The sequence below is a fragment of the Streptomyces sp. NBC_01237 genome, assembly GCF_035917275.1.
Taxonomy (GTDB): Bacteria; Actinomycetota; Actinomycetes; order Streptomycetales; family Streptomycetaceae; genus Streptomyces.
Genome location: NZ_CP108508.1, coordinates 1,734,462 through 1,761,105, shown reverse-complemented (window position 1 = coordinate 1,761,105; position 26,644 = coordinate 1,734,462). Strand labels below are relative to the sequence as shown.

The 26,644-nt window shown below is 71.6% G+C and carries 26 protein-coding genes; 13 read left to right on the top strand and 13 right to left on the bottom strand.

Annotation, left to right across the window (positions count from 1 at the left end; genetic code table 11):
• Window positions 1–29: 29 nt before the first annotated feature.
• Entirely contained in the window at window positions 30–509 is a 480-nt protein-coding gene (locus OG251_RS07825) for a GNAT family N-acetyltransferase (RefSeq protein ID WP_326676468.1), read from the top strand.
• Between the two features lie 138 nt (window positions 510–647).
• On the opposite strand, the gene OG251_RS07820 is transcribed toward OG251_RS07825, so the two are convergent.
• The gene (locus OG251_RS07820; protein ID WP_326676467.1) at window positions 648–1,916 is read right to left on the bottom strand and encodes an exo-beta-N-acetylmuramidase NamZ family protein; all 1,269 of its coding nucleotides are present in this window, start codon (window positions 1,914–1,916) and stop codon (window positions 648–650) included.
• Window positions 1,917–2,089: 173 nt separating this feature from the next.
• Between OG251_RS07820 and OG251_RS07815 the strand changes: the two genes are divergently transcribed.
• The 4 genes from OG251_RS07815 to OG251_RS07800 all read left to right on the top strand — a co-directional run bounded on the left by OG251_RS07815 (window position 2,090) and on the right by OG251_RS07800 (window position 6,763).
• Complete coding sequence (locus tag OG251_RS07815) at window positions 2,090–2,854, top strand: SDR family oxidoreductase (RefSeq protein WP_326676466.1); 765 nt, start codon at window positions 2,090–2,092, stop codon at window positions 2,852–2,854.
• Window positions 2,851–4,518, top strand: a complete 1,668-nt coding sequence (locus OG251_RS07810) for an AMP-binding protein (protein ID WP_326676465.1) — start codon at window positions 2,851–2,853, stop codon at window positions 4,516–4,518. Before OG251_RS07815 ends, OG251_RS07810 begins: the two co-directional genes overlap by 4 nt.
• 39 nt (window positions 4,519–4,557) lie before the next feature.
• Window positions 4,558–5,151 carry a TetR/AcrR family transcriptional regulator gene (locus tag OG251_RS07805; protein WP_326676464.1) on the top strand — a complete coding sequence of 198 codons (594 nt, stop codon included), beginning with the start codon at window positions 4,558–4,560 and terminating at the stop codon, window positions 5,149–5,151.
• Between the two features lie 271 nt (window positions 5,152–5,422).
• Entirely contained in the window at window positions 5,423–6,763 is a 1,341-nt protein-coding gene (locus OG251_RS07800) for a M28 family metallopeptidase (RefSeq protein ID WP_326676463.1), read from the top strand.
• Window positions 6,764–6,962: 199 nt separating this feature from the next.
• On the opposite strand, the gene OG251_RS07795 is transcribed toward OG251_RS07800, so the two are convergent.
• Together OG251_RS07795 and OG251_RS07790 are read right to left on the bottom strand one after the other, a co-directional pair.
• A complete protein-coding gene (locus OG251_RS07795; RefSeq protein WP_326676462.1) occupies window positions 6,963–8,177 on the bottom strand; it encodes an acyl-CoA dehydrogenase family protein in 1,215 nt (404 codons plus the stop codon).
• 8 nt (window positions 8,178–8,185) lie between these two features.
• On the bottom strand, window positions 8,186–9,208 hold the full coding sequence (locus OG251_RS07790) for a phosphotransferase family protein (protein ID WP_326676461.1): 1,023 nt from the start codon (window positions 9,206–9,208) through the stop codon (window positions 8,186–8,188).
• Between the two features lie 142 nt (window positions 9,209–9,350).
• Here OG251_RS07790 and OG251_RS07785 point away from each other — a divergent pair, with 142 nt between their 5' ends.
• Together OG251_RS07785 and OG251_RS07780 are read left to right on the top strand one after the other, a co-directional pair.
• Window positions 9,351–10,640, top strand: a complete 1,290-nt coding sequence (locus tag OG251_RS07785) for a glucarate dehydratase family protein (protein ID WP_326676460.1) — start codon at window positions 9,351–9,353, stop codon at window positions 10,638–10,640.
• Between the two features lie 81 nt (window positions 10,641–10,721).
• Window positions 10,722–11,654: an NADP-dependent oxidoreductase gene (locus OG251_RS07780; protein WP_326676459.1), complete on the top strand. Its 933-nt coding sequence runs from the start codon at window positions 10,722–10,724 to the stop codon at window positions 11,652–11,654.
• 141 nt (window positions 11,655–11,795) lie between these two features.
• Here OG251_RS07780 and OG251_RS07775 read toward each other — a convergent pair whose 3' ends face one another.
• The 6 genes from OG251_RS07775 to OG251_RS07750 form a co-directional block, all read right to left on the bottom strand.
• Window positions 11,796–12,107, bottom strand: coding sequence for a DUF202 domain-containing protein (locus tag OG251_RS07775; protein WP_326676458.1), 312 nt, complete (start codon window positions 12,105–12,107; stop codon window positions 11,796–11,798).
• Entirely contained in the window at window positions 12,104–12,499 is a 396-nt protein-coding gene (locus OG251_RS07770) for a YidH family protein (RefSeq protein WP_326676457.1), read from the bottom strand. The genes OG251_RS07775 and OG251_RS07770 overlap by 4 nt, the downstream gene beginning before the upstream one ends.
• Before the next feature lie 51 nt (window positions 12,500–12,550).
• The gene (locus OG251_RS07765) at window positions 12,551–13,078 is read right to left on the bottom strand and encodes an NUDIX hydrolase (RefSeq protein WP_385899152.1); all 528 of its coding nucleotides are present in this window, start codon (window positions 13,076–13,078) and stop codon (window positions 12,551–12,553) included.
• Window positions 13,079–13,146: 68 nt separating this feature from the next.
• Window positions 13,147–13,920, bottom strand: coding sequence for a glucose 1-dehydrogenase (locus tag OG251_RS07760; RefSeq protein WP_326676455.1), 774 nt, complete (start codon window positions 13,918–13,920; stop codon window positions 13,147–13,149).
• Between the two features lie 11 nt (window positions 13,921–13,931).
• On the bottom strand, window positions 13,932–14,579 hold the full coding sequence (locus tag OG251_RS07755) for a TetR/AcrR family transcriptional regulator (protein WP_326676454.1): 648 nt from the start codon (window positions 14,577–14,579) through the stop codon (window positions 13,932–13,934).
• Window positions 14,580–14,659: 80 nt separating this feature from the next.
• The gene (locus OG251_RS07750) at window positions 14,660–15,565 is read right to left on the bottom strand and encodes a DMT family transporter (RefSeq protein ID WP_326676453.1); all 906 of its coding nucleotides are present in this window, start codon (window positions 15,563–15,565) and stop codon (window positions 14,660–14,662) included.
• A gap of 223 nt (window positions 15,566–15,788) precedes the next feature.
• On the opposite strand from OG251_RS07750, the gene OG251_RS07745 reads away from it, so the two are divergent.
• The gene (locus tag OG251_RS07745) at window positions 15,789–17,444 is read left to right on the top strand and encodes an FAD-binding dehydrogenase (protein WP_326676452.1); all 1,656 of its coding nucleotides are present in this window, start codon (window positions 15,789–15,791) and stop codon (window positions 17,442–17,444) included.
• A 155-nt stretch (window positions 17,445–17,599) separates the two neighbouring features.
• Here the strand turns inward: OG251_RS07745 and OG251_RS07740 are convergent, their stop codons facing one another.
• Window positions 17,600–18,028 carry an ASCH domain-containing protein gene (locus tag OG251_RS07740; protein WP_326676451.1) on the bottom strand — a complete coding sequence of 143 codons (429 nt, stop codon included), beginning with the start codon at window positions 18,026–18,028 and terminating at the stop codon, window positions 17,600–17,602.
• 222 nt (window positions 18,029–18,250) lie between these two features.
• Here OG251_RS07740 and OG251_RS07735 point away from each other — a divergent pair, with 222 nt between their 5' ends.
• Both OG251_RS07735 and OG251_RS07730 read left to right on the top strand, forming a co-directional pair.
• A complete protein-coding gene (locus tag OG251_RS07735; RefSeq protein WP_326676450.1) occupies window positions 18,251–19,222 on the top strand; it encodes a hypothetical protein in 972 nt (323 codons plus the stop codon).
• Between the two features lie 74 nt (window positions 19,223–19,296).
• Window positions 19,297–20,868 (top strand): APC family permease, encoded by a 1,572-nt coding sequence (locus tag OG251_RS07730; protein ID WP_326676449.1) that lies wholly within the window; start codon window positions 19,297–19,299, stop codon window positions 20,866–20,868.
• Between the two features lie 170 nt (window positions 20,869–21,038).
• On the opposite strand, the gene OG251_RS07725 is transcribed toward OG251_RS07730, so the two are convergent.
• Together OG251_RS07725 and OG251_RS07720 are read right to left on the bottom strand one after the other, a co-directional pair.
• Window positions 21,039–22,436 carry a GntP family permease gene (locus tag OG251_RS07725; protein WP_326676448.1) on the bottom strand — a complete coding sequence of 466 codons (1,398 nt, stop codon included), beginning with the start codon at window positions 22,434–22,436 and terminating at the stop codon, window positions 21,039–21,041.
• Between the two features lie 11 nt (window positions 22,437–22,447).
• A complete protein-coding gene (locus OG251_RS07720; RefSeq protein WP_326676447.1) occupies window positions 22,448–22,957 on the bottom strand; it encodes a gluconokinase in 510 nt (169 codons plus the stop codon).
• 130 nt (window positions 22,958–23,087) lie between these two features.
• Between OG251_RS07720 and OG251_RS07715 the strand changes: the two genes are divergently transcribed.
• From OG251_RS07715 to OG251_RS07705, 3 genes are all read left to right on the top strand, one after another.
• Window positions 23,088–23,789 carry a FadR/GntR family transcriptional regulator gene (locus OG251_RS07715; RefSeq protein WP_326676446.1) on the top strand — a complete coding sequence of 234 codons (702 nt, stop codon included), beginning with the start codon at window positions 23,088–23,090 and terminating at the stop codon, window positions 23,787–23,789.
• Between the two features lie 145 nt (window positions 23,790–23,934).
• Complete coding sequence (locus tag OG251_RS07710) at window positions 23,935–25,020, top strand: S-(hydroxymethyl)mycothiol dehydrogenase (protein ID WP_326676445.1); 1,086 nt, start codon at window positions 23,935–23,937, stop codon at window positions 25,018–25,020.
• Window positions 25,020–25,649 (top strand): MBL fold metallo-hydrolase, encoded by a 630-nt coding sequence (locus OG251_RS07705; protein ID WP_326676444.1) that lies wholly within the window; start codon window positions 25,020–25,022, stop codon window positions 25,647–25,649. The genes OG251_RS07710 and OG251_RS07705 overlap by 1 nt, the downstream gene beginning before the upstream one ends.
• Before the next feature lie 9 nt (window positions 25,650–25,658).
• On the opposite strand, the gene OG251_RS07700 is transcribed toward OG251_RS07705, so the two are convergent.
• Entirely contained in the window at window positions 25,659–26,597 is a 939-nt protein-coding gene (locus OG251_RS07700) for an RluA family pseudouridine synthase (RefSeq protein WP_326676443.1), read from the bottom strand.
• Window positions 26,598–26,644: the final 47 nt, after the last annotated feature.

The window sequence follows — 26,644 nt, the reverse complement described above, 5'->3', positions numbered from 1 at the left end:
CTCCCCGGTCCGGGGATAGGGTGCCGTACATGACAGCGTCCTTGCGCCTGGAGAAGGTCACCCCCGACAACGTGATCGCCGCCTGCCGTCTTCAGGTCCGCCCGGACCAGACGACGTTCGTGGCGCCGGTCGCCCAGTCGCTGGCCGAGGCGTATGTGCACCCCGGCATGGCCTGGCCCCGGCTGATCTGCGACGGCGAGCGGATCGTGGGCTTCGTGATGGCCTTCTTCGACGTCCCCTTCGACTACGACGCGGACGTACCGGACGCCCCGCCGCGCTCCGGGCTCTGGCGCCTGGCCATCGACGCCGGTGAACAGGGCCGCGGCTACGGGCGCTTCGCGGTGCGCGCGGTGAACGAGGAGCTCCGCAGGCGCGGCGGGACGCTCTCCACGGTGACCTGGCATCCCGGCGAGGGCGGCCCGGAGAACTTCTACCTGGGGCTCGGTTACCTCAAGCGCGGGCTGACGAACGACGGCGAGTACCTCGGCGAACTGGACCTGACCGTCTGACCGCCCGGCGGCTCCGCCGGCCCCGACTGTCCGCTGCCCGACCGCCCGACGGGGGTCTGCCCCCCCGTGGGCGCCCCGACGGGCCGGGCGCCGCCCGCCCGCGGGGGACGGCACCCACGGGGACGGCACCCGCCCGTCCTACCCGCCGTACCGCAGATACTTCTTCCGCTTCGCCCGGAACGCCGCCAGGTCCTCGCGCCAGGCACCCACCACCTCGTCGGTGTCCGCGCCCGCGTCGATCATGGTGCGGACCCGGGTGTTCCCGGTGAGCTTGTCGATCCAGTTGTCCGGGCGCCAGGCGAAGCCGCTCCAGGACCGCTTCGCCGTCACCAGCAGGGCGATGCCGGTGCGGACCGGGTCGAAGACCTCCCGGTCCTGGACGTGCAGCTGCACCCCGCCGACCGTCTTCCCCTGGAACTTGGAGAACGTCGGGGCGAAGTACGCCTCGCGGAACGCCACCCCGGGCAGTTCCAGCGCGTTGGCGGCGGCCGCCCAGCGGTGGTCGATGCCCTCCGCCCCCAGCAGCTCGAACGGCCGCGTGGTGCCCCGGCCCTCGGAGAGGTTCGTGCCCTCGAAGAGGCAGGTGCCGGAGTAGACGAGGGCCGTCTCGGCGGTCGGCATGTTCGGGCTCGGCGGCACCCACGGCAGCCCGGTCCCGTCGAAGAAGTCCGAGCGCCGCCACCCCGACATCGTGACCACGTCCAGCTCCGCCGGCCGCTCGGCCAGGAACTCCGCGTTGAAGAACAGGGCCAGCTCGGCGACGGTCATGCCATGGGCCTGGGCGATCTCCCGGCGGCCCACGAACGTCGCGAACGCCGGATCGAGGACCGGCCCGAGCGCCGCGCGCCCGGTCACCGGGTTCGGCCGGTCCAGGACGACGAAACGTCTGCCCGCGAGCGCGGCGGCCTCCATGCAGTCGTACAGCGTCCAGATGTACGTGTAGAAACGGGCCCCCGCGTCCTGGATGTCGAAGACGACCGTGTCCACCCCGGAGGCGGTGAAGATGTCCGCGAGCGGCTGACCGCTCTTCAGATACGTGTCGTAGACCGGCAGCCCGGTCGCCGGGTCGTCGTACCGGCCCTCCGAGCCTCCCGCCTGCGCGGTGCCCCGGAAGCCGTGCTCCGGGCCGAAGACGGCGGTCAGGTTCACCCGCGGGTCCGGATGCATCACATCGACGATGTGGCGCACATCGGCGGTGACACCGGTCGGATTGGTGACGATCCCGACCTTCTGGCCCCGCAGCGTCCGGTAGCCGTCGGCGGCCAGCCGGTCGAACCCGGTGCGGACCCTGCCGTGCCCGCCGCCGTGCCCCGGACGGGCGGCCGCGGGACCGGTCCCGGCCGCCGTTGCCGCGAGGGCGCCCACAGCGCTCCCGGCGGCCAGCAAACCACGTCTGGACAGGCTCATTCCGCTACCTCCATGATCGCGCTGACTGTCATGGTCACGCACGCTAGCGTCCGCGCGGGCCGCGCGGAACGACTCGGACCGGGCAGTTTCCCCGTCCTGGCCCCGGCCTCTTCCCCGGCGACATACCGACCGGTTAGTCTGCCGGGGCAGTCGGCTGAGAGAGGCGGGACCCGATGAGTACGGTGCAGGGCGCTGGCGTGGTGGTCACAGGAGCCGGAGGCGGTATCGGCGCCGCGCTGGCCCGCAGATTCGCCGCGGAAGGTGCGCGGGTCGTCGTCAACGACCTCGACCTCGGCCGGATCGAGCCGCTCGCCGAGGAGATCGGCGCCACCGCCGTCGCCGGCGACGCCTCCCGCATCGTGGACGCCGCCCGTGACGCCCTCGACGGCACGGTGGACATCTACTGCGCCAACGCGGGCCTCGCCTCGCCCGGCGACGTCTTCGCCGACGAGGAGATCTGGGCCGCCGCCTGGGACGTCAACGTCATGGCCCATGTCCGCGCCGCCAGGGCCCTGCTCCCGGACTGGCTGGAGCGCGGCAGCGGCCGCTTCGTCACCACCGCCTCCGCCGCCGGACTCCTGACGATGATCGGCGCGGCACCGTACAGCGTCACCAAGCACGGCGCCGTCGCCTTCGCCGAGTGGCTGTCCCTGACCTACCGCCACCGCGGCCTCAAGGTCCACGCGATCTGCCCGCAGGGCGTGCGTACGGACATGCTCACCGCCGCGGGCTCCGCGGGCGAACTGGTCCTCGCCCCCGGCGCCATCGAGCCGGAGGCGGTCGCCGACGCGCTGTTCGACGCCATGGCCGAGGACCGCTTCCTGGTCCTGCCACACCCCGAGGTCGCCGGGTACTACCGGGCCCGCGCCAAGGACCCCGACCACTGGCTGGGCAGTATGAACCACCTCCAGCGGAAGTGGGAGGGGGCCGGCGCATGATCTCCTCCCCGTACGCGGCCAAGCCCTGGGTGGCCCTGCTCAGCGCGGCCCAGCGCGCCCCCGTCACCCCGGCCGAGACCCTGGTGCACGCCTTCCGCGCATCCGTCGCCCGCGCCCCCGGGCACCCCGCCCTCGCCTACTTCGACGGGCGCCTCACCTACCGGGAGACCGACCGGCTCTCCGACTCCGTGGCCGGGCATCTCGCGGCCGAGGGGCTCCGGCGCGGCGACCGCGTCGCGATCATGCTCCAGAACACCCCGCACTTCGTCCTGGCGCTGCTCGGCGCCTGGAAGGCCGGCGCCACCGTCGTGCCGCTCAACCCGATGTACAAGTCCGGCGAGGTCGGGCACGTACTGAAGGACGCCCAGGTCCGCGCCCTGATCTGCTCGGACCGGGCCTGGGAGTCCTATCTGCGGGACACCGCCGGACAGGCCCCGTCCGTCACGATCGCCATCACCGCCTGCGAGCTGGACCTCCAGACGGAGAACGACCCCCGGGTCCTCGCCTTCGAACGGCTCCCGGCCCCCGGCCCCGACGACCGGGCGGCCGATCTGGTCACCGTCGCCCGAAGGGGCCTGGACGCCCCCGCCGGCCGGGACCTCACGGCCCTGGACGTGGCGCTGATCAGCTACACCTCCGGGACCAGCGGCACCCCCAAGGGCGCCATGAACTCCCACGGCAACATCATGATCAACGCAGAGCGGCAGCGCACCGGGCACCCCATCGCCGAGGGCTCCTCCTACTTCGCGCTCGCCCCGCTCTTCCACATCACCGGCATGGTCTGCCAGCTCGCCGTCTGCCTCACCAACGCGGGCACCCTCGTCCTCGCCCACCGCTTCGAGGCGAGCGTCGTCCTGGAAGCCTTCGCCACCCACCGCCCCGCCTACACCGTCGGCCCGTCGACCGCCTTCATGGCGCTCGCCGCCCACCCCGACGCCACCCCCGCGCACTTCGCCTCCTTCCAGGTGATCTCCTCGGGCGGCGCGCCCCTGCCGCCCGCACTGGTGGAGAGGTTCCGGGCGGGCTTCGGCCCGTACATCCGCAACGGTTACGGACTCACCGAGTGCACGGCCCCCTGCGCCTCCGTGCCGCCGGACCGGGAGGCTCCCGTCGACCCGGCCTCGGGCACCCTCTCGGTCGGTGTCCCCGGACCCGACACCGTGGTGCGGATCATCGACGACCACGGCGACGACGTGCCCTTCGGGGAACAGGGCGAGATCGCGGTGCGCGGCCCGCAGGTCGTCTCCGGTTACTGGAACCTGCCCGAGGCCACCGCCGCCGCCTTCCCCGACGGCGAGCTGCGCACCGGAGACATCGGCTTCATGGACGCGGCGGGCTGGCTCTACGTCGTCGACCGCAAGAAGGACATGATCAACGCCTCCGGATTCAAGGTCTGGCCCCGTGAGGTGGAGGACGTGCTCCACACCCACCCGGCGGTCCGGGAGGCGGCTGTCGTGGGGGTGCCGGACGCGTACCGCGGCGAGAGCGTCCGGGCCTATGTGAGCCTGCGCCCGGGAGCCGCTGTCACCCCCGGTGAACTGAGCGCGTACTGCAAGGAGCGCCTCGCCGCGTACAAGTATCCGCGCGAGGTGGAGATCCTGGCCGAGCTCCCCAAGACGGCGAGTGGGAAGATCCTCAGGCGGGAACTGCGTTCCCCTCGGTAGACCGGTTCACGCACAGTACGGAAGGCAGGTGGCGGCAACATGGCCAAGGCGACGGACGGGGACGGTACACCCGTCCCTCAACGGCTGCTGGCCGCCGCCACCAGGCTCTTCGCCGAGCGCGGCTACGACCGCACCTCGGTCCAGGAGATCGTGGAGACGGCGGGCGTCACCAAGGGGGCGCTCTACCACTACTTCGGCTCCAAGGAGGATCTCCTCCAGGAGGTCTACGCCCGGATGCTGAGGCTCCAGCAGGAGCGGCTGGACGCCTTCGCGGACGCCGACGCGCCGGTCGAGCAGCGGCTGCGCGACGCCGCCGCCGATGTGGTCGTCACGACCATCGACAACCTCGACGACGCCGCGATCTTCTTCCGCTCGATGCACCATCTGAGCCCGGAGAAGAACAAGCAGGTGCGGGGCGAGCGGCGCCGCTACCACGAGCGCTTCCGGGCGCTCATCGAGGAGGGGCAGAGAAGCGGGGTGTTCTCCACCGCCACCCCCGCGGACCTGGTGGTCGACTACCACTTCGGCTCCATCCACCACCTGTCCACCTGGTACCGCCCGGACGGCCCGCTGAGCCGCCAGGAGGTCGCCGACCATCTGGCGGACCTGCTGCTGCGGGCCCTGCGCCCGTAGCCACCCCGCCCGGTTCCGCCCCGCCCGCCTCCGCCACCGAGAGCCGTCCCACGCGCTCCGGCGGGTGCGGGATTCTGCGGGCTTACGGGCATATTCGAAGGGCTGTCCGTTTATAGAACGTACATGTCCGGTTCCCGCTCTTGACGGTGCGCGGTCATCTCGCTGAACATCGGTCACGCATCTCGCACCAGTAGCTCCAGTACCCGGCCGGCACGGCCGGGTAGCCCCCCGCACGTTCCGTCAGTCCCCGAACGGAATCCGGAGCCCCTCGATGAGCCTGAACCGCTTCGCCCTGCGCAGATCCCCGGCCCTTCCGGCCGCCGCCGCGCTCGCTCTCGGCGCCCTGCTCGCCACCGCCGCACCCGCCGCCCAGGCGGCCGGGACCACCGCGGCACCGGCAGCGGTGGCCGCCCCCGACATCCCGCTCGCCAACGTCAAGGCGCATCTCACCCAGTTCCAGTCGATCGCCACCGCCAACGGTGGCAACCGCGCCCACGGCCGACCCGGCTACAAGGCGTCCATCGACTATGTGAAGGCCAAGCTGGACGCGGCCGGATACACCACGTCCCTCCAGCAGTTCACCTCGGGCGGTGCCGTCGGCTACAACCTCATCGCCGACTGGCCCGGCGGGGACGCGAACAAGGTCCTCATGGCCGGGGCCCATCTGGACTCGGTGACCTCCGGCGCCGGCATCAACGACAACGGCTCCGGCTCCGCCGCCGTGCTCGAAACGGCACTGGCCGTCTCCCGGGCCCAGCTCCAGCCGGACAAGCACCTGCGCTTCGCCTGGTGGGGCGCGGAGGAACTCGGCCTCGTCGGGTCGCGGTACTACGTCAACAACCTGCCCTCCACCGAGCGTTCCAAGCTCTCCGGCTACCTCAACTTCGACATGATCGGCTCGCCCAACGCCGGTTACTTCGTCTACGACGACGACCCGGTCATCGAGAAGACCTTCAAGGACTACTACGCCGGTCTCTCCATACCCACCGAGATAGAGACGGAAGGGGACGGCCGCTCCGACCACGCCCCGTTCAAGAACGTGGGCATACCCGTCGGCGGACTGTTCTCGGGCGCGGACTACACCAAGACCGCCGCCCAGGCCCAGAAGTGGGGCGGCACGGCGGGACAGGCCTTCGACCGCTGCTACCACTCGTCCTGCGACAACACGAGCAACATCAACGACACGGCCCTCGACCGCAACAGCGACGCCATCGCCCACGCGATCTGGACCCTGTCCGCCGGGACCGGCGAACCGCCCACGGGTGAAGGCGTCTTCAGCAACGCCACCGATGTGGCCGTCCCCGACAACGGGGCCGCGGTGACCTCGTCGATCGCGGTCACCGGCCGTACCGGCAACGCCCCCGCCGCGCTCCAGGTGGGCGTCGACATCAAGCACACCTATCGCGGCGACGTGGTCATCGACCTCCTCGCCCCCGACGGGACCGCCTACCGGCTGAAGAACTCCAGCAGCGGCGACTCGGCCGACAACGTCATCGCGACCTACCCGGTCAACGCGTCGAGCGAGACCGCCAACGGCACCTGGAAGCTGCGGGTGCAGGACGTGGCCGCGCAGGACACCGGCTACATCGACAGCTGGAAGCTCACCTTCTGAGCCCTGAGCCCTGAGCCCTGAGCCCTGAGCCCTGAGCCCTGAGCCCCGAGCCCCGAGCCCCGAGCCCTGGGGCCGGGGCAGGTCACCGAGCCCCGGTCCCCGAGCCCCGGTCTCCGAGCCAGGAAACGGCTCCCGGCCACGGCCCCGGCGGCGCGGGGCGGACCCACCCGGTCCGCCCCGCGCCGCCGGGGCTTCCGGATCAGCGGTACTTCTTGATCTCCCGCCGGGCCAGCGACCGCTGGTGCACCTCGTCCGGTCCGTCCGCCAGCCGCAGCGTCCGTGCCGCCGCCCACAGCTCCGCCAGCGGGAAGTCCTGACTGACCCCGCCCGCGCCGTGCAGCTGGACCGCCCGGTCGAGGATGTCCACCACCGCCCGCGGGGTCGCGATCTTGATGGACTGGATCTCGGTGTGCGCGCCCCGGTTCCCCACGGTGTCCATCAGCCAGGCGGTCTTCAGCACCAGCAGCCGCAGCTGCTCCACCGTGACCCGGGCGTCCGCGATCCAGTTCTGCACGACGCCCTGCTGGGCGAGCGGCTTGCCGAAGGCCGTACGGGAGACGGCTCGCCGGCACATCAGCTCGATGGCCCGCTCGGCCATGCCGATCAGCCGCATGCAGTGGTGGATCCGGCCCGGACCCAGCCGCGCCTGCGCGATGGCGAAACCGCCGCCCTCCTCGCCGATCAGGTGGGTGACGGGCACCCGTACGTCGGTGAAGACGACCTCGGCATGACCGCCGTGGGAGTGGTCCTCGTAGCCGTACACCCGCATGGCGCGGCGCACTTCGAGGCCCGGGGTGTCCCTCGGGACGAGGATCTGCGACTGCTGACGGCGGATGTCCTCGCCGTCCGGGTCGGTCTTGCCCATCACGATGAAGACCTGGCACTCCGGGTTCATCGCCCCGGAGATGAACCACTTGCGGCCGTTGATGACGTAGTGGTCGCCGTCCCGCGTGATCCGGGTCTCGATGTTGGTCGCGTCCGAGGAGGCGACCTCGGGCTCGGTCATGGCGAACGCCGACCGGATCTCCCCCGCGAGCAGCGGCTCCAGCCACCGCTTCTTCTGCTCGTCCGTGCCGAACTGGAAGAGCACCTCCATGTTCCCGGTGTCCGGCGCCGCGCAGTTCAGCGCGGTCGGCGCCAAGTGCGGGCTGCGGCCCAGGATCTCGGCCAGCGGGGCGTACTGGAGGTTGGTCAGCCCGGCACCGTACCCGGCATCGGGAAGGAAGAGGTTCCACAGGCCCTGCCTGCGCGCCTCGGCCTTCAGGTCCTCCACGATCCGCGGGGTGTCCCACGGGGAGGAGAGGAGGGCGCGCTGCTCGTCCGCGGTCCGCTCGGCCGGGTACACATGCTCGTCCATGAAGGTGAGCAGCTTGGTACGCAGCTCTTCGGTACGGGCGTCGAATGCGAAGTCCATGGGGGTGATCAGCCTTCCTGGAGGGTGGTGAGGCCGTGCTCGATGAAGACCGGGACGAGATCGCCGATGCGGTCGAAACCGGGGCCCACGGTCTGGCCGCGGGTGTAGCGGTAGTGGATGCCCTCCAGGATCACGGCGAGCTTGAACCAGGCGAACGCGGTGTACCAGGAGATGGCGGAGGTGTCCCGGCCGGACCGGGCGGCGTAGCGCCCGATCAGCTCGGCGGGCGCGGGGTGACCGGCCGCGCCGCTGGTGGTGGACACCGGGGACCCGGGCAGCCCGAGGTCGGAGCTGTACATGACGAGCAGCCCGAGGTCGGTCAGCGGGTCGCCGAGGGTCGACATCTCCCAGTCGAGAACGGCCTTGATCCGGTCGTCCGGGCCGATCAGGACGTTGTCCAGGCGGTAGTCGCCGTGCACCACGGTGGGCGCGGGGGAGCGGGGCAGATCGCGGCCGAGCGCGGCGTGCAGTTCGTCGATCCCGGCGAGTTCACGGTTGCGGGAGGCGTCGAGCTGCTTGCCCCAGCGGCGCAACTGCCGGTCCAGGAAACCCTCCGGGCGTCCGAAGTCGCCGAGCCCGACGGCCTCGGCGTCCACGGCGTGCAGATCGACCAGGGTGTCGACGAGGCCGAGGACCGCGCCCCGGGTGCGTTCGGCGCCCAGCGGGGCGAGCTGCTCGGCCGTGCGGAACGGGGTGCCCTCGACGTACTCCATCACGTAGAAGGGCGAGCCGATGACCGCGTCGTCCTCGCAGAGCAGCACGGGCTCCGGCACCGGCACGGCGGTCGGGTGCAGGGCGCTGATGACCCGGAACTCGCGCTTCATGTCGTGCGCGGTGGCCAGGACATGGCCGAGCGGAGGTCTGCGCACGACCCACCGGCCGGTGCCGTCGGTGACGGTGTACGTGAGGTTCGACCGGCCGCCCTCGATCAGCCGGGCTTCGAGCGGTCCGCCCACCAGCCCCGGCCGCTCGCGGTCGAGATGCGCGCGCAGCGGGTCGGGGTCGAGACCTGGCGGGTGGACTGGGCTCATGGTGCGCACCTCCGGGACGGCAGAACGATCGCTGCCCATGATGCCGACCAGTCGGTATGTCGTCCAGTGAACTCCCTGAATCGAGGGCGGGAACTCCCTCCGCCCTCTGGTCTTCAGTCGCATCCCTGAATAGAGTTCACGTATGGATACAGCCTTGTTGATCGACGAAGTCCGGCTCACCCCGATCCTCATAGCGGACCCGCCCCTTCTGAACACCCAGGGCGTCCATCAGCCGTACACCCCCCGGCTCGTCGTGGAGGTCGTCACGCGCGGTGGGGTGACGGGCATCGGGGAGACCTACGGGGACGGCACCTATCTGGAGCTCGCCCGGCCGCTGGCCGAGGCGCTGCCCGGTCGCCCGGTCAGCGATCTGAACGCGCTGTTCGCGCTCGCCGAGGAGGTGTGCGGCGACTCACGGGCCGCCGACGACCGGGTCGACGCCGGGGGACTGCGCGGTGTCCGGACCGCCGACAAGCTCCGGCTCTCCGTCGTCTCGGGCTTCGAGGTCGCCTGCCTGGACGCGCTCGGCAAGACCCTCGGCCTGCCCGTGCACGCCCTGCTCGGCGGCAAGGTCCGCGACACCGTCGACTACAGCGCGTACCTCTTCTACCGCTGGGCCGCCCACCCGGAGGGCGGCGAGCGGGACGACTGGGGTGCGGCTCTCGACCCGGCCGGCATCGTCGCCCAGGCCCGGCGCTTCGCCCGCGAGTACGGCTTCACCTCCTTCAAGCTCAAGGGTGGTGTCTTCGAGCCCGACCAGGAGATCGCCGCGGTCCGGGCCCTCGCCGAGGAGTTCGGCGGGCAGCCGCTGCGGCTGGACCCCAACGGTGCCTGGTCCGTGGAGACCTCGCTGTACGTCGCCGAGCAGCTCAAGGACGTACTCGAATATCTGGAGGACCCGGCGAGCGGTACGGCGGCGATGGCCGCCGTGTCCGCCGGGACGGATGTGCCGCTGGCCACCAACATGTGCGTCACGACCCTCGCCGAGGTGCCCGAGGCGTTCGCCCGGGACGCGGTCCAGGTCGTCCTCAGCGACCACCACTACTGGGGCGGCCTGCACCGCACCCGCGAACTGGCCGGGATCTGCCGCACCTTCGGCGTCGGACTCTCCATGCACTCCAACACCCACCTCGGCATCAGCCTCGCCGCGATGACCCATGTCGCGGCCACCGTGCCCAACCTCGATTTCGCCTGCGACAGCCACTACCCGTGGCAGACGGAGGACGTCATCACCACCCGGCACGTCTTCTCCGACGGCGCTCTCGCCGTCTCCGACGCCCCCGGGCTCGGTGTCGAACTCGACCGCGAGCGGCTGGCCGCGCTGCACCGGCGCTGGCTGGACGACGACGGCACGATGCGCGAGCGCGACGACGCCGCCGCGATGCGCAAGGCCGACCCGGAGTGGGTGACACCGCCGATCCCGCGCTGGTGAGCCCGCCCGGCCCCCGCCCGGAGCCCCGCCCCGCTCCCACCCTGAGTTGCGCCGGCCGCGGCCCGCGCCGAAGGTCGGAGGATGAAGGCGATCAGCTACAGCAGGTACGGCTCGGCCGACGTCATGGAGTACGGCGAGCGGCCCGACCCGAAGGTCGGCCCGGACACGGTCCTGGTGAAGGTGCGGGCCGCGGCCGTCAACCCCGTCGACTGGAAGGCCCGTGAGGGCTACCTCCAGTCGGGCCTCGAAGCCGTCTTCCCGGTGATCCCGGGCTGGGACGTCTCCGGAGTCGTCGTGCAACCCGGTGTCGCGGTGGACGAGTTCGCCGTGGGCGACGAGGTCATCGGCTATGTGCGGGAGGACTTCCTCTCCCGCGGCACGTTCGCCGAATACGTCGCCGCGCCTGTGCGCACCCTCGCCCGCAAGCCGATGGGCCTGAGCTTCGAGGAGGCGGCGGGGCTGCCGCTGGCCGGGCTCACCGCCTACCAGGTGCTGCACCGCACCCTGAGGATCCGGAGCGGCGATACGGTCCTCGTCCACGCGGCGGCGGGCGGCGTCGGCTCGCTCGCGGTACAGCTCGCCCGGCACGCGGGCTGCCGGGTCATCGGCACGGCGAGTGCCCACAACCACGACCATGTGCGCAGCCTCGGCGGCGAACCGGTGGAGTACGGCGACGGGCTCGTCGACCGGCTGCGGGCCCTGGCCCCCGACGGCATCGACGCCGCGTTCGACACGGTGGGCGGGGAAGCCCTGCGGGCCTCGGCGGACACCCTCGCCGAGGGCGGCAGGCTCGCCTCCATCGCGGACGGGGAGGTCTTCTCGTACGGCGGCCGCTACGCCTTCGTACGGCCCGACGCCAAGGATCTGGCCCACCTGGCGGAACTGGCCGAGCAGGGCATCATCACGGTCAACGTGGACCGGGTCTTCCCACTGGAACGGGCCGCGGACGCGTACCGGCTCAACGAGGAGGGACGCACCCGCGGAAAGGTCGTCGTCACCGTGGCCTGGGACTGACACCGGGCGCCCGGAGGCCACGTCGTACGGAAACGACCGTCGTACGGAAGCGGCAGGACCCGGAGGCGAGCGTCGTACGGAAGCGGCCGGACCCGGAGGCGAGCGGCGTACGGACGCGACCGCGCGGACGCCCGCCGACGGTCAGAACAGCATGGCCGCGGCGAACACCGCGAGCGCCACGGTGCACACCGTCGCCGCCAGTGCGTGGCGGGGCGACAGCGGCTGGGGCCGGGCGACGTCCATCCCCAGTACCCGCCGGTGGGCCACCCGCAGAAACCCCAGCCAGGCCAGCGCGCTCAGTGCCACCGCGACCACGGCGGCGGGGGTCGCGCCGGCGTGCAGTGCCTGCCTGCCCGCCAGCAGCGCCACCACCGTGCAGGACAGCGTGGTGCGCCGCCAGGCCAGCCTGGTCCGCTCCGGCTGGAGGCCGGGATCCCGTGGGGGCCCGGTCACCGGCCCTCCCAGCCGAAGAGGACGACCACCACCATCGCGACGGCGACGACGGCGACCGCGAGACTCAGCAGCGTCGGGAAGCGCGAGACCGGCAGATCCTCACCGCGCCGCATCGCCCGCTCGCACCGCACCCAGTGATTCACCGCCCTGAGCGCACAGAGCACACCGGCGGCCAGCAGCGCGAGCGCCAGACCGGCCCGGACGCCCCAGGCCAGTTCCGGCAGGAACTGATCGACGGCGAAACCGCCGCCGATGAGGGCCAGGGCCGTCCGGATCCAGGCGAGGAACGTGCGCTCATTGGCCAGCGAGAACCGGTAGTCGGGCGTGTCGCCCTCTTCGCGGATCCGCTGCGGGGCGAACCACAACCGAAGGCTCTGTACGAAATCGTTCACGCCCGGAACCCTATCTGTCGGTTTGTGGCCGTTTACGACCCGGAGCCGGGTTCAACGGGACCGGAACTCCCGCAACCGGTGGTACGCCTCCAGTCCGTCGGGCACCCAGGGCCATTCGGTGAGCCGCGGTTCCAGTCCGGCGTCGGTGAGGAAGGTGTGCCACGCGACCTCTTCCGTCTGAGGATTCACCGGCAGCTCGCACCGCACCTGGTACACGGCCGACCACCAGGAGTGCTCGGCGCTCGTGTACAGGAAGGTGAAGAGCGGTTCGGGGCGGGGGAGCCCGCTGACCCCGAGTTCCTCCTCCGCCTCGCGCAGCGCGGCCTCGTCGTAGGACTCGCCCGCGCCCACGACCCCGCCGACGAACATGTCGTAGTGCGAGGGGAAGACCAGTTTGGTGGCGGTCCTGCGGTGCACGAAGAGCCTGCCCCGCGCGTCCCGCACCTCGATGAACACACAGCGATGCCGCAGGCCCCGCGCGGTCGCCTCACCGCGCGGGGCCTGACCGACGACCTCGTCGTTCTCGTCGACGATGTCCAGGATCTCCTCGGTCTGGTCAGTGGGTTTCATACGGCCCATCCAACCTCACGCCATCGGCGGTGATCCCGGCCCCACGGCGTGGGCGAGCGGCGTCCCGCCGTACGCGGTCACTGCCCCATGACGTACTTGACGGTCGGGCCGGTCGTCCAGCCGCCGTCCACCGCCAGCTCGGCGCCCGTGATGTACGAGGCGGCGTCCGAGAGCAGGAACACCACGGCCTCCGCGATCTCGGGAGCCTCGCCGACCCGGCCCATGGGCGTGTTCGGGTAGTTGCCGTCGCCCTGCTGGATGCCGACGGCGGCGGTCATCGGGGTGTAGGTCATGCCGGGGTGGACGGAGTTGACCCGGACCTTGGCCGTGCCCAGCTCCACCGCGCCGACCTTGGTCAGACCGCGTACGCCCCACTTGGAGGCGCCGTAGCTGGAGGTCATGGCGAGGCCCATCAGACCGGCGGCCGAGGAGATGTTGACGATCGAACCGCCGCCGTTCTCCTTCATCACGGGGATCACGGTCTTCATGCCGATGAACACGGCGGTCAGGTTGATGTCGATCACCTTGCGGAAGTGCTCGACCGTCTCGGTCTCCAGCGGCTGACCGGTGGAGACGCCGGCGTTGTTCACCAGGCCGTCGATCCGGCCGAACTCGGCGAGCGTGAACTCCGCGACGCGCTGCCAGTCCTCCTCGGAGGTCACGTCGTGGTGCAGGAACCGGGCGTTGTCGCCGAGCGCGGCGGCGGTGGCGGCGCCCTCGTCGTCGAGGACGTCGGTGATCACGACGTTGCCGCCGCCCGCGACGGCGAGGCGGGCGGCCTCGGCGCCGAGGCCGCGGGCGCCGCCGGTGACGATGACGGTCCTGCCGGTGAGGCTGGTCTTGTCGCTCATGGTGCTGTCCTTCATATGGTGCGGGTGGTTCCGGAGCGGCCCGGCACGGGTGCGTGCAGAAACGCGGTGGTGGTCTCGACGAGATCGGCGCGGAACAGGTCCTCGCCGGTCAGCGGCACGGTGCCGTCGAGGTACTGGCGGGCGCGGTCGGCCATGGCCGCGCCGATCAGGGTGAGCGCCAGATCGAGCCGCTCCAGGCGCACCGCCTCGGGCAGTGCGCCCAGGCGGTCCGCGATCCGGCCGATCAGCCGCCCGTAGGCGGTGGCGTCGACCGCGGGGTGCAGCTCGCCCGTGCGCAGCCCGGTCTCATGGGTGAGCTGGGCCGACACGCGCAGACAGCGCCGGCCCCGGTCGTCGGTCAGCAGACCGGCCTCGGCCGTCACCAGGGCCGTGAGCAGCTCCCGTACGCCCGCGTCCGCGCCCAGCGCGTCCAGGAGCGGGGCCAGCAGCTGCTCGGCACGGGACTGCCGGCCGGCCATGACCGCGTCGAGCAGTCCGGCCCGGGAGCCGAAGTGGTACTGCACGGCGGAGGGATTGCTCTGCCCGGCCAGAGCGACGATGTCCCTGATCTGGGCGCCTTCGACGCCCTGCGCCGCGAAGATCTCCTCGGCGGCGCGGATGAGCTTGTCCCGGGTCTCGGGCCCTGACGTTCTCGCCATGCGCCCATACTAATGCTGGCCATTATTAATAACCAGGGGCCAAAGGCCCGGGAAGCCCGTACAGGGCTGTTCCGCGGGTGTCACCGCCCGTTCAGTGAGGCCGCGGACGCTCGGTCCGCCGCCCGGCCACCGGCCCCCGCGGGCATCGCGGGATGCAGCCCGAGCAGCACGATCCCGGTGACGATCGCCGCCAGCCCCGCCGCCTCCCAGGCCAGCGCGCCCGTGTCGGTACGCACCCGGTCGCCGAGGAAGCCGATCCCGCAGGCGATCCCGGCCAGCGGCTGGGCGGCGGTCAGCGCCGGCAGCGACATCCGCAGCGGACCCGTCTCGAAGGCGCTCTGGACCAGGATCAGCCCGGTCACGCCCAGGACGGCGACGCCGTACGGCTGCCAGGCCGTCATCAGCGCCTCCCAGCCGCCCTCGGTCAGCCGCTCGCCGCTCGCCCGGGTCAGGGCGTCCTGGAGTCCGTACAGCAGCCCGGCCGCCACCGCCAAGAGCACGGGGGCCGCCCTGATCCGGGAGTGCCTCGCGGAGGCCGTCAGCAGCACGGCGAGGCCGACCACCACGCCGATCACCAGCCAGTGGCGCACGGGGTCGGTCACCGGCCCGCCCCCGCGCGGCTCGCCCGCCACCAGGAACGCCGTGACACCGCCCGCCAGCAGCCAGAGCCCGGCCCAGCCCTGGCGGCCCAGCGGCTGCTTGGTGCGGTGCCGGGACAGGGCCATGGCGAAGAGCAGATTGGTCGCCAGGAGCGGTTCCACGACCGAGACCTCGCCCCGGCCCAGAGCCAGCGCGCCCAGCACCATCCCGCAGACCATCAGCCCGAGCCCGGCCAGCCAGCTCTTCACCCGCATCAGGTCGAGCAGCAGCCTGGGGGAGAGGAAGTCGCTCATCGGGGCACGCCGGGCGGCGGCCTGCTGAAGGACGAAGCCGAAGCCCAGACAGCAGGCGGCGCTCACGGAGAGAACCAGGACCAGCACCGACACGATCTCTTCCTCAAGTCAGGCCGGGAGGGAGTGATGTGGTTCGACGATAGTCCCTGCGCCGTACAGGAGCGGTGAGAATGCGGCCGACCGGGCGGTTGACGCCACCGCGACCGGTACCGAAGATCTAACGCACGGGTAACTTCGCGCACGGCCCCGGCTCCCCGCCCTGCCCTCCGTCCCGCTCCCGCACCACCCGGCACCGCCCCCGACAAGGATGGAACCCATGGCCTACGACGCTGATGTCATCGTGATCGGGGCGGGCCTCGCGGGTCTCGTGGCCACCGCCGAGCTGGTCGACGCCGGCCGTTCGGTGATCGTGCTCGACCAGGAGCCCGAGCAGTCCATCGGCGGCCAGGCGCACTGGTCCTTCGGCGGCCTGTTCCTCGTCGACTCGCCCGAACAGCGCCGGCTGCGCGTCAAGGACAGCCGCGAGCTGGCCCTCCAGGACTGGTACGGCACGGCGGGCTTCGACCGCAAGGAGGACCACTGGCCGCGCAAGTGGGCCGAGGCGTACGTCGACTTCGCCGCCGGTGAGAAGAGGTCCTGGCTGTACGGGCAGGGGCTGCGGCTCTTCCCCGTCGTCGGCTGGGCCGAACGCGGCGGCTACGACGCCAACGGCCACGGCAACTCGGTCCCCCGCTTCCACATCACCTGGGGCACCGGCCCCGGCGTCGTCGCCCCCTTCGAACGCCGGGTGCGCGAGGGCGTCGCCAAGGGCCTCGTCCAGCTGAGGTTCCGCCACCGGGTCACCGGCCTCGGCCGCTCGGCGGGGGCCCTCGACACGGTCACCGGCGAGATCCTGGAGCCGAGCGGCGCCGGGCGCGGCACCGCGAGCGGCCGTGAGGTCGCAGGCGCGTTCGAGCTGAAGGCCCAGGCGGTGATCGTCACCTCGGGCGGCATCGGCGGCAACCACGACCTCGTACGCTCCCAGTGGCCGGCGCGGCTCGGCACGCCGCCCGAGAAGATGCTCTCCGGGGTACCCGCCCATGTCGACGGGCTGATGCTGGGCATCGCCGAGGACGCGGGCGCCCACCACATCAACCGCGACCGGATGTGGCACTACACCGAGGGCATCGAGAACTGGAACCCGATCTGGGCCGAGCACGGCATCCGGATCCTGCCCGGTCCCTCCTCCCTCTGGCTGGACGCCCGCGGCAAACGGCTGCCCGTGCCGCTCTTCCCCGGCTTCGACACGCTCGGCACCCTCGAACACATCATGAAGTCCGGATACGGGTACACCTGGTTCGTCCTGGACCAGCGGATCATCGGCAAGGAGTTCGCGCTCTCCGGCTCCGAGCAGAACCCGGACCTCACCGGCAAGTCGGTCCGCGACGTGATCGGCCGGGCCCGCGCCGATGTGCCGGCACCGGTCAAGGCGTTCATGGACAACGGTGTGGACTTCGTCGTCGAGAACGACCTCGGCGCCCTCGTCCGCGGCATGAACGCGCTCACCGGAGACACCCTGATCGACGAGGACGACCTGCGCCACGAGATCACCGCGCGCGACCGCGAGATCGCCAACCCCTTCACCAAGGACCTCCAGGTCACGGCCATCCACGGGGCCCGCGCCTATCTGGGTGACCGGCTGATCCGTACGGCGAAGCCGCACCGCATCCTCGACCCGAAGGCGGGCCCGCTGATCGCGGTGCGCCTCAACATCCTCACCCGTAAGTCCCTGGGCGGTCTGGAGACCGATCTCTCCTCACGGGTGCTCGCCGCGGACGGCAACCCGCTGCCCGGGATGTACGCGGCGGGGGAGGCGGCGGGCTTCGGCGGCGGCGGCGTGCACGGCTACCGGTCGCTGGAGGGGACGTTCCTCGGCGGCTGCATCTTCTCGGGCCGCGCGGCGGGCCGGGCGGCTGCCGAGGCGGTCGGCTGAGACAGCCGGCCGAGTCGGTCGGCAGAGGGGGCAGGGGGGGGCGGCCGAGTCGGCGGTCCGGGGAAGCCGGCCGAGGCAGTCGGGGGAGGGCCGGTCGGGGGAAAGGGCACTTCCCGTCATCCTGCGGGCCTTCTCCGGCGGCCGCACCACCCGGTTCACCCGGGCAGCAGCTCCACCACCCGGAACCGCTCGGCCACGATCATCGTGTCGTCGTCGACGGTGAACTCCGGGTCCCCCAGGCCCTCCCGCATCTCCGCGCTGTGCCAGAACCGCTCGTGCTCCAGCCGCCACTCGGCCACCGACGCATAACCCTCGCCCTCGTCGAGCGCGTGCTGGAGTCCGACCTCGCCCAGCGGCAGCACCCGTACCCCGGTCACCTCGACCACGGCGACCTCCCGGCCCTGCGAGTCGATCAGCGCGGACCGCTCGCCCACCGGCGGCAGTTCCTCCTTCTCCGCCTCGTATTCGGCCAGCAGCCCGGAGGTGGACACCTTCTCCCCGGAGAGCACGGCCGCGACCAACGTGTCGCGCAGCGGGCCGGGGAAGCCCAGAAGGAGGGGTTTGAGGGGTTCGCGGTTCTCCATGACGTCAGTCTGGCACGCACCGGTCGGCGGCCGGGGGCCGCGCGGTGCCCGTACCGGACGGCGGAAGCACGCTGTGCGAACATCCGCCGAATGTGGTCTCATTCCGGCCAACTATAAGGAAGCCGAGAGGAGTTGACGGAGGGCTGCCCTTGACTCGGAGCCGCGCCTGCCGGTTGGCTGTGCGCGATCATTTGCCCACACCGCGTCGAAAGAAGCCTGCGGATGTCCCCGCCTCCGCCGCCCCTGGGCCGCCCCCGCAGACGGGGCGGCCGCTCGGACCACTCCTTCGACCCGGCCCTGGGTGACAGCGAACTCATCGACGCCCGCAACCAGTTCACCCAGGGCAGGTGGACCGTGGCCCGCGCGCTGCTCGTCGCCACCACCACCGACTGGGACCGCCGCGGCCACCGGGTCCTCGCCCTCGCCGAGACGGGGTCCGCCGTCGAATGGGCCCGCGACTGGCTGCTCGCCGAACCCGACAGCGCCGATGCCGCCACGCTCCTCGGCTGCGCCGCCGTCGCCCGCGCCCGGCGCCCCAAGGCCGCAGCCGACGCCGTGCCCCTGGCCCGCGAAGCCTGCCTGGCCGCCGCCGGGCGCGCCCCCGCCGACCCGACCCCCTGGCTCGGCCTGCTCCTGCTGGACCGTGCCGTCGGCGGTGACAGCGCGGAGACCGGCAGGCTCTTCGAGGAGATCCGTTCCCGGCACCCCGAACACCACCACGCGCACCATCTGATGGCGGCCCATCTCGCCGAGAGCCGCCCCGACAGCGGTCAGGACCCGCTCCACGAGGTCTACGACTTCGCCGCCTGGGCCGCCGAACAGGCCCCCGCGGACTCCCCGCTCGCCGTGCTCCCGGTCATCGCCCATGCCGAGCGCTACCGCGTGCTCGTCGCCGCGGGCACCGAGTCCGACGATCCGGCGGCCTCCGGGCACTGGGCCGGGAGGCGAGCCCGCCAGGTCATGAAGGCCGCTTTCGACTGGTGGCTGGAGTGGGAGCGCGAGGACCACCCCCGCCACCGCGCCGACCTCAACTTCCTGGCACACGCCAAGGTCTGCGAGGGGCGCCCCGCCGAGGCCGCCGCCCTCTTCCACCGCATCGGCCCGCACGCCACACCCGCCCCCTGGGCCTACTCCGGCCGCGAACCGTACCCCGCCTTCCTCACCGCGCGACGCTTCGCGCTCGGCACCCCCTGAAAGACACCGCATCCGGACACCACCGCACGGACGTCGCCACAGAGGACGTCACCACAGAAGGGACCAACCCCGCCATGTCGACGGGCAGTTCATATTCGAGCGATACCGGTACCACGAAGGTGACCGGCGATACCGGCGGGATCAACACGTACAAGGGTGAGGAACGCGCCCTGCGGGCGAACCGGCTCGGCACCCCCGGCCTGCTGCTCTCGGTGCTCGCCGCCAGCGCCCCGCTGATGGTCGTCGCCGGGGTGATGCCCACGGTCTTCGGCGTGATGGGCATCGTCGGGCAGCCCCTGCTCTACGTCATCCTCGGCATCGTCCTGATGCTGTTCGGCGTCGGCTACGCCGAGATGAGCCGGCACGTCCACAACGCCGGGGCCTTCTACGCCTACATCGCCCGCGGTCTCGGCCCGACGGCCGGCGCGGGCGCCTCGCTCGTCGCGCTGGTCGCGTACAGCGCCATGCAGGTCGGCATCTACGGCATCCTCGGCTTCGAGGTCTCCGGCCTCTTCTCCACGTACCTCGACATCGATCTGCACTGGTGGATACCGGCGCTGGTCGCGGTGGCGGTCGTCGGTGCCCTGGGATGGCTGAAGATCGACCTCAACGCCAAGGTGCTCGGTGTCCTGCTGGTCGTGGAATGCGCCCTCGTCGTGATCTTCGACATCGCGGCCGTCAGCAAGCCCGGACCCGAGGGCCTGTCCCTGCACGCCTTCAACCCGGAGACCCTCACCGGCGCCGGACTCGGCACCGCCCTGTGCTTCTGCATCGCCGCGTTCGTCGGCTTCGAGCAGGCCCCGGTGTACGCGGAGGAGACCAGCCGCCCGCAGATCGTCGTGTCCCGGGTGATGTTCCTGGCCGTCGGCTACGCGGCGCTGTTCCTCGCCGTCAGCTCCTGGGCCCTGACCGTCGCCACCGGCCCCGGATTCATCGCGGACACCTCCCTCAAGGAGGGCCCCGGCATGCTCTTCGGCCTCACCGAGGAGCGGCTCGGCACCACCTTCACCGACGTACTGCACGTGCTCTTCGTCACCGGCATGTTCGCCGCACTGCTGAGCTTCCACAACGTCGTCGCCCGCTACGCCTTCGCGATGGGCCGCGAGGGCCTGCTGCCCGCCGGGTTCGGCCGCACCAACAAGGCGAGCGGCGCCCCCGCCACCGGATCACTGCTCCAGTCCGTCGTCTCCGCAGTGATCGTGCTGGCCTTCGCGCTCACCGACGACAACCCGGTCGGTGACCCCACCGCGCCCGTGCTGCACCTGTTCACCTGGATGGGCAACGTCGGGGCGCTCGGCGTCATCGTGCTGATGGCCGCCGCCTCGTTCGCCGTCATCGCCTTCTTCGTACGCCGCGGCGCCGGCCGGGCCCAGGCCCCGCGGCTCGTCGCGTCCGCCCTCGCCGGTGTCGCCCTGCTGGCCATCGCCGTCTTCACCGTCAGGGACTTCGGCATCCTCGTCGGCTCGGGTCCCGGTTCGGTGCTCAACTGGCTGCTGCCCGGCGTGATCGTCGCCGCGCTCGTCGGCGGCCTGGTGTACGGGGCGGTGCTGCGCTCCACCAAGCCGGAGGTGCACGCGAGGATCGGCCTCGGCAACGAGGCGTTCCAGCTGGAGAAGGCGGCCGGGGACACCCCCGCCCGGCGCTGAGCGGCGCACCCGCACCGGCCGGGGCGCACGATCGGGACCGTGCCCTTCCGGCACATGACGATGGCGCCCGCCGGCCCGGAGGCATGCCGTGGCATGCGCACCGGGCCGACGGGCGCCATGGGGCACGGTCCCACGGGCCGTGGGGGGAGGACCGTGCGGGCGGCTGCCCGCTAGAGAACCAGCGACAGCAGCAGGATGAAGGCCAGCGAGACGACGGAGATGATCGTCTCCATCACCGACCAGGTCTTGACGGTCTGACCGACGTCCATGCCGAAGTACTCCTTCACCAGCCAGAACCCGGCGTCGTTGACATGGCTGAAGAAGAGCGAGCCCGCGCCGACGGCGAGAACCAGCAGCGCCGCGTGCGAGGTGGACATGTCGGCGGCCAGCGGGGCGACCAGACCGGCCGCCGAGATGGTGGCGACGGTCGCCGAACCCGTCGCGAGCCGGATCCCGACGGCGATCAGCCAGCCGAGCAGCAGCGCGGGGATCGACCAGTTCTCGGAGAACTCCAGGATCATCTGGCCCACACCGGCGTCGATGAGGGTCTGCTTGAAGCCGCCGCCCGCGCCCACGATCAGCAGGACACCGGCGATCGGTGCGAGGGACTTCTCGACGGTGCTGGAGAGCCGGCCCTTGGTGAACCCGGCCGCCCGGCCCAACGTGAACATGCCGACGACGACAGCCGCGAGCAGAGCGATCAGCGGCGAGCCGATCACATCGGTGACCCGCTGGACGCTGTGCTCCGGGTCGTCCACGACGATGTCGACCAGTGCCTTGACCAGCATCAGGACGACCGGAAGCAGAATGGTCGCCAGGGTGGCGCCGAAGCTGGGACGACGGTCCAGTTCCTCGGACGGGCGCTGCGGGATCATCTTCTCCGGCGCCTTGATGTCCACCCAGCGGGCGGCGTAACGGGAGAAGAGCGGACCCGCGATGATCACCGTCGGGATCGCGACCAGCACACCCAGAGCCAGGGTGACACCGAGATTGGCGCCGAGGGCGTCGATCGCGACCAGCGGGCCGGGGTGCGGCGGGATCAGCCCGTGCATCACGGAGAGACCGGCCAGCGCAGGGATACCGATCCGCATCAGGGAGTAGTTGCCGCGCTTGGCGACCAGCAGCACCACCGGGATCATCAGCACGATCCCGACCTCGAAGAACAGCGGCAGACCGATGATCGAGGCGATCAGGACCATCGCCCACGGCATGGCCCGCCTGCTCGCCTTCGCGAGGATCGTGTCGACGATCTGGTCCGCGCCCCCGGAATCGGCGAGCAGCTTGCCCAGGATGGCGCCGAGCGCGATGAGGACGCCGACGCCCGCGACGGTCGAGCCGAGACCGGCGGTGAAGCTGGCGATCGTGTCGGCCGGTGCGGCACCCGCGAACGAACCGAGCGCGAGTGACCCGATGGTCAGCGCGAGGAACGCGTGCATCTTGAACTTGGTGATGAGCAGAACGATGACGGCGATGCCCGCCAGAACGGCGATGCCCAACTGCGCGTTGCCGGCCGAAGTGATCGGTTCGACGGCGTCCGCTGCCAGCATCTCGACGCTGAGACTGGTCACGGTGATGATCCTTAGATGTCGAGCCGGCGCAACGCGGCGACGGCTCGCTGGGTGATTTCCTCGGGGGTGCCGGACACATCGACCGCTACGCCGGCCTCATCGGCCTGGAGCGGCTGGAGGGTGGCGAACTGCGAATCGAGCAGCGCGGTCGGCATGAAGTGGCCCGTGCGGTCCGCCATCCGCTCCTCGATCAGGGCCCGGTCGCCGGTCAGATGAAGGAAGACGGCACCGGGGGCCTCGGCCCGCAGCCGGTCGCGGTAGACCCGCTTGAGCGCCGAACTGCTGACGACACCGCCGAGACCGGCCCGGCCGTGCGCCCACCGGCCGATCGCGTCCAGCCAGGGCCGGCGGTCCGTGTCGTCCAGCGGGGTGCCGGCCGACATCTTGGCGATGTTCGCCGCGGGATGGAAGTCGTCTCCCTCGGCGTACGGAACGCCCAGTGCGGCGGCGAGCAGGGGACCGATCGTGGTCTTGCCGGTTCCTGCTACGCCCATCACCACGACGACGTGGGGGGTGCTCATTGGTGCCTCGCTGTCTTCTTCGACATCGGTCCGTCGCGCTACTGAAACCCATTAGGTACGACTTATTCAAGTGGCTGTGACACAAACGTCGTACTTTTTGTTCCCGAGGGGTGCCCCGTAGGCTTGCCCCATGACCACACAGAGCCAGGGGCTGCATACACATGTGCTGGACACCCTGGGTCTGGAGATCGCCTCCGGCCAGTGCCCGCCGGGCCGGGTGCTGCGCAGTGACGAGCTGGTCCAGCGCTTCGACGTCTCCCGTACGGTCGTCCGCGAAGTGGTCCGGGTCCTGGAGTCCATGCACCTGGTCGAGTCCCGGCGCCGGGTCGGAGTGACCGTGCAGCCCGCCGAGGCGTGGAACGTCTACGACCCGCAGGTCATCCGCTGGCGGCTGGCAGGCAGCGACCGCCCGCGCCAGCTCCGCTCGCTGACCGTTCTGCGCTCGGCGATCGAACCGGTCGCGGCCCGTCTCGCCGCCCGCCACGCCACCCCCCAGCAGTGCGCACAGCTCACCGAACGCGCCCTGGGCATGGTCGCCACCTCGCGCGGCCAGCAGCTGGAGGGCTATCTGGAACACGACACCGCGTTCCACCGGATCATCCTCAACGCCTCCGGCAACGAGATGTTCGCGCGCCTGGGGGACGTGGTGGCCGAGGTCCTCGCGGGCCGTACCCATCACCAGGTGATGTTCGAGGACCCCGACCCGGCCGCGGTCACCCTCCACGTGCGGCTCGCCGAGGCGGTCCGCGAGAGGGACGAGGAGGGGGCCGAGCGCCTCACCAAGGAGATCGCGGTCGGCGCCCTCCATGAACTGGACGTCCTCGCGCCGTAGCCCGGCCGTTCGTACGAAGGGGCATCGCTCCGGCCCCCGCCGGGCGGCCCACGCCGCCGCGGATGACCGCGCGGCACCTCATGGGGCGTACCGTTGTCGTCGGCGTTCGATCATGACAAAAGCTCAGAAACAGGGAGACCACGATATGCCGCAGCAGGTGCAAGGGGTCATCGCACCGGGGAAGAACGAGCCGGTACGGGTCGAGACGATCGTGATCCCGGACCCCGGTCCCGGTGAGGCCGTCGTGAAGATCCAGGCATGCGGTGTCTGCCACACCGACCTGCACTACAAGCAGGGCGGCATCAACGACGACTTCCCGTTCCTGCTGGGCCACGAGGCCGCGGGCATCGTGGAGTCCGTCGGCGACGGCGTCACCGACGTCGTGCCGGGAGACTTCGTCATCCTCAACTGGCGTGCGGTGTGCGGACAGTGCCGCGCCTGTCTCCGCGGCCGCCCCTGGTACTGCTTCGACACCCACAACGCCAAGCAGAGGATGACACTGCTGGACGGCACGGAACTGTCGCCCGCGCTCGGAATCGGCGCGTTCGCCGAGAAGACGCTGGTCGCCGCCGGTCAGTGCACCAAGGTCGACCCCGAGGTCTCCCCGGCCGTCGCCGGACTCCTCGGCTGCGGCGTCATGGCGGGCATCGGCGCGGCCATCAACACCGGCGAGGTCGGCCGCGGCGACTCGGTCGCCGTCATCGGCTGCGGCGGCGTCGGTGACGCCGCCATCGCCGGTGCCCGGCTGGCGGGCGCGGCGAAGATCATCGCCGTCGACATCGACGACCGGAAGCTGGAGACGGCGAAGAGGATGGGTGCCACGCACACCGTCAACTCCCGTTCCACCGACCCGGTCGAGGCGATCCGCGGCCTGACCGGCGGCAACGGCGCGGACGTCGTCATCGAGGCGGTCGGCCGGCCGGAGACGTACAAGCAGGCCTTCTACGCCCGCGACCTGGCCGGCACCGTCGTCCTGGTCGGCGTGCCGACCCCCGAGATGCAGCTCGAACTGCCGCTCATCGACGTGTTCGGCCGCGGCGGCTCCCTCAAGTCCTCCTGGTACGGCGACTGTCTGCCCTCGCGCGACTTCCCGATGCTGATCGACCTGCACCAGCAGGGCCGTATCGACCTCGGCGCCTTCGTCACCGAGACCATCGGGCTCGGCGACATCGAGCAGGCGTTCGCCCGGATGCACGACGGCGACGTCCTGCGCTCGGTGGTGGTCTTCTGATGACCGCCCGCATCGACCACCTCGTCACCTCCGGGACCTTCGCCCTCGACGGCGGCGAGTGGGACGTCGACAACAACGTCTGGATCGTCGGCGACGACTCCGAAGCGGTCGTCATCGACGCCGCCCACGACGCCGACGCCATCCGTGCCGCGCTCGGCGGCCGTACGCTGCGCGCCATCATCTGCACGCACGCGCACAACGACCACATCGACGCGGCCCCGGCCCTCGCCGCCGCCACCGGCGCACCGATCCTGCTGCACCCGGACGATCTGCCGCTGTGGAAGCGGACGCACCCGGACCGCGCGCCCGACGGTGAACTGGCCGACGGCCAGGAGCTGGAGATCGCCGGGACGGTCCTGAAGGTGCTGCACACCCCGGGGCACGCCCCGGGCGCCGTCAGCCTGTACGCCCCCGAGCTGTCCACGGTCTTCACCGGCGACACGCTCTTCCAGGGCGGACCGGGCGCCACCGGCCGGTCCTTCTCGCACTTCCCGACGATCGTCGACTCCATCAGGGACCGGCTGTTCGCCCTGCCGGAGGCGACCACCGTCCGGACCGGGCACGGCGATTCCACCACCATCGGCGCGGAGGCCCCGCACCTGGACGAGTGGATCGCCCGCGGCCACTGACCCGGCCGCTCACCCCTCCGGCCACGCGGAGAGCCGCAGCCCGCTCGTGAAGCGGCGCGGCTCTCCCGTGACCGGATCAGTGAACTCCAGCCTGACGGCGAGCAGTTGGAGCGGGCGCGCCCAGTCCTCCGGCGCGCCGTCCGGCTCCACCACCGGGTAGAGCGGATCGTGGACGAGCGGCAGGCCCAGGCTGTTCATATGGACCCGCAGCTGATGCGTCCGCCCGGTGGCGGGCAGCAGCCGGTAGCGGCCCAGCCCGCCCCGCTGCTCCAGCAGCTCGATCCTGCTCTCGCTGTTCGCCTCCCCCGGCTCCTCCCGCGCGGCGAGCACACCACGCTCCTTGACGATCCGGCTGCGTACGGTGCGGGGGAGGGCCAGGGCCGGATCGTACGGGGCGACCGCCTCGTACTCCTTGCGGACGAGCCGGTCCCGGAACAGCGTCTGGTACGCGCCCCGCTCCTCGGGCCGCACGACGAAGAGCACGAGCCCCGCGGTCAGCCGGTCCAGCCGGTGGGCGGGCTGCAACCCCGGCAGGCCGAGATCGCGACGCAGCCGGGCGACCGCGGTCTCGGTGATGTGCCGGCCGCGCGGGGTGGTGGCCAGGAAGTGCGGCTTGTCGGCGACGACGAGATGCGCGTCGTGGTACACGACACCGACGGGGAACGGCACCGGCTCCTCCGGCGCGAAGTCCCGGTGGAACCAGAGGAAGCGCCCGGCCGTATACGGCTCGTCGCCACGCACCGCACCGCCGTCCGCGCCGACGAACCCGCCCTCGTCGAGCATCGCGGCCACGCGCTCCACCCCCACGGCCCCGCCGAACCGGGCGGTCAGATGCTCCCCGACCGACGCCCAGACCCCCGCCGGATCCTCCGGCAACCGCACCCGCACCGCGTCGACGCCGCGGCGCTGGGGCAGCGGCGCGGCGGGCGGCCTCCCGCGCCCCCTCACCGGCCGGTCCGGAACGGGCCGGGGGCGCGGTGGGGGCGGTCGGCAGC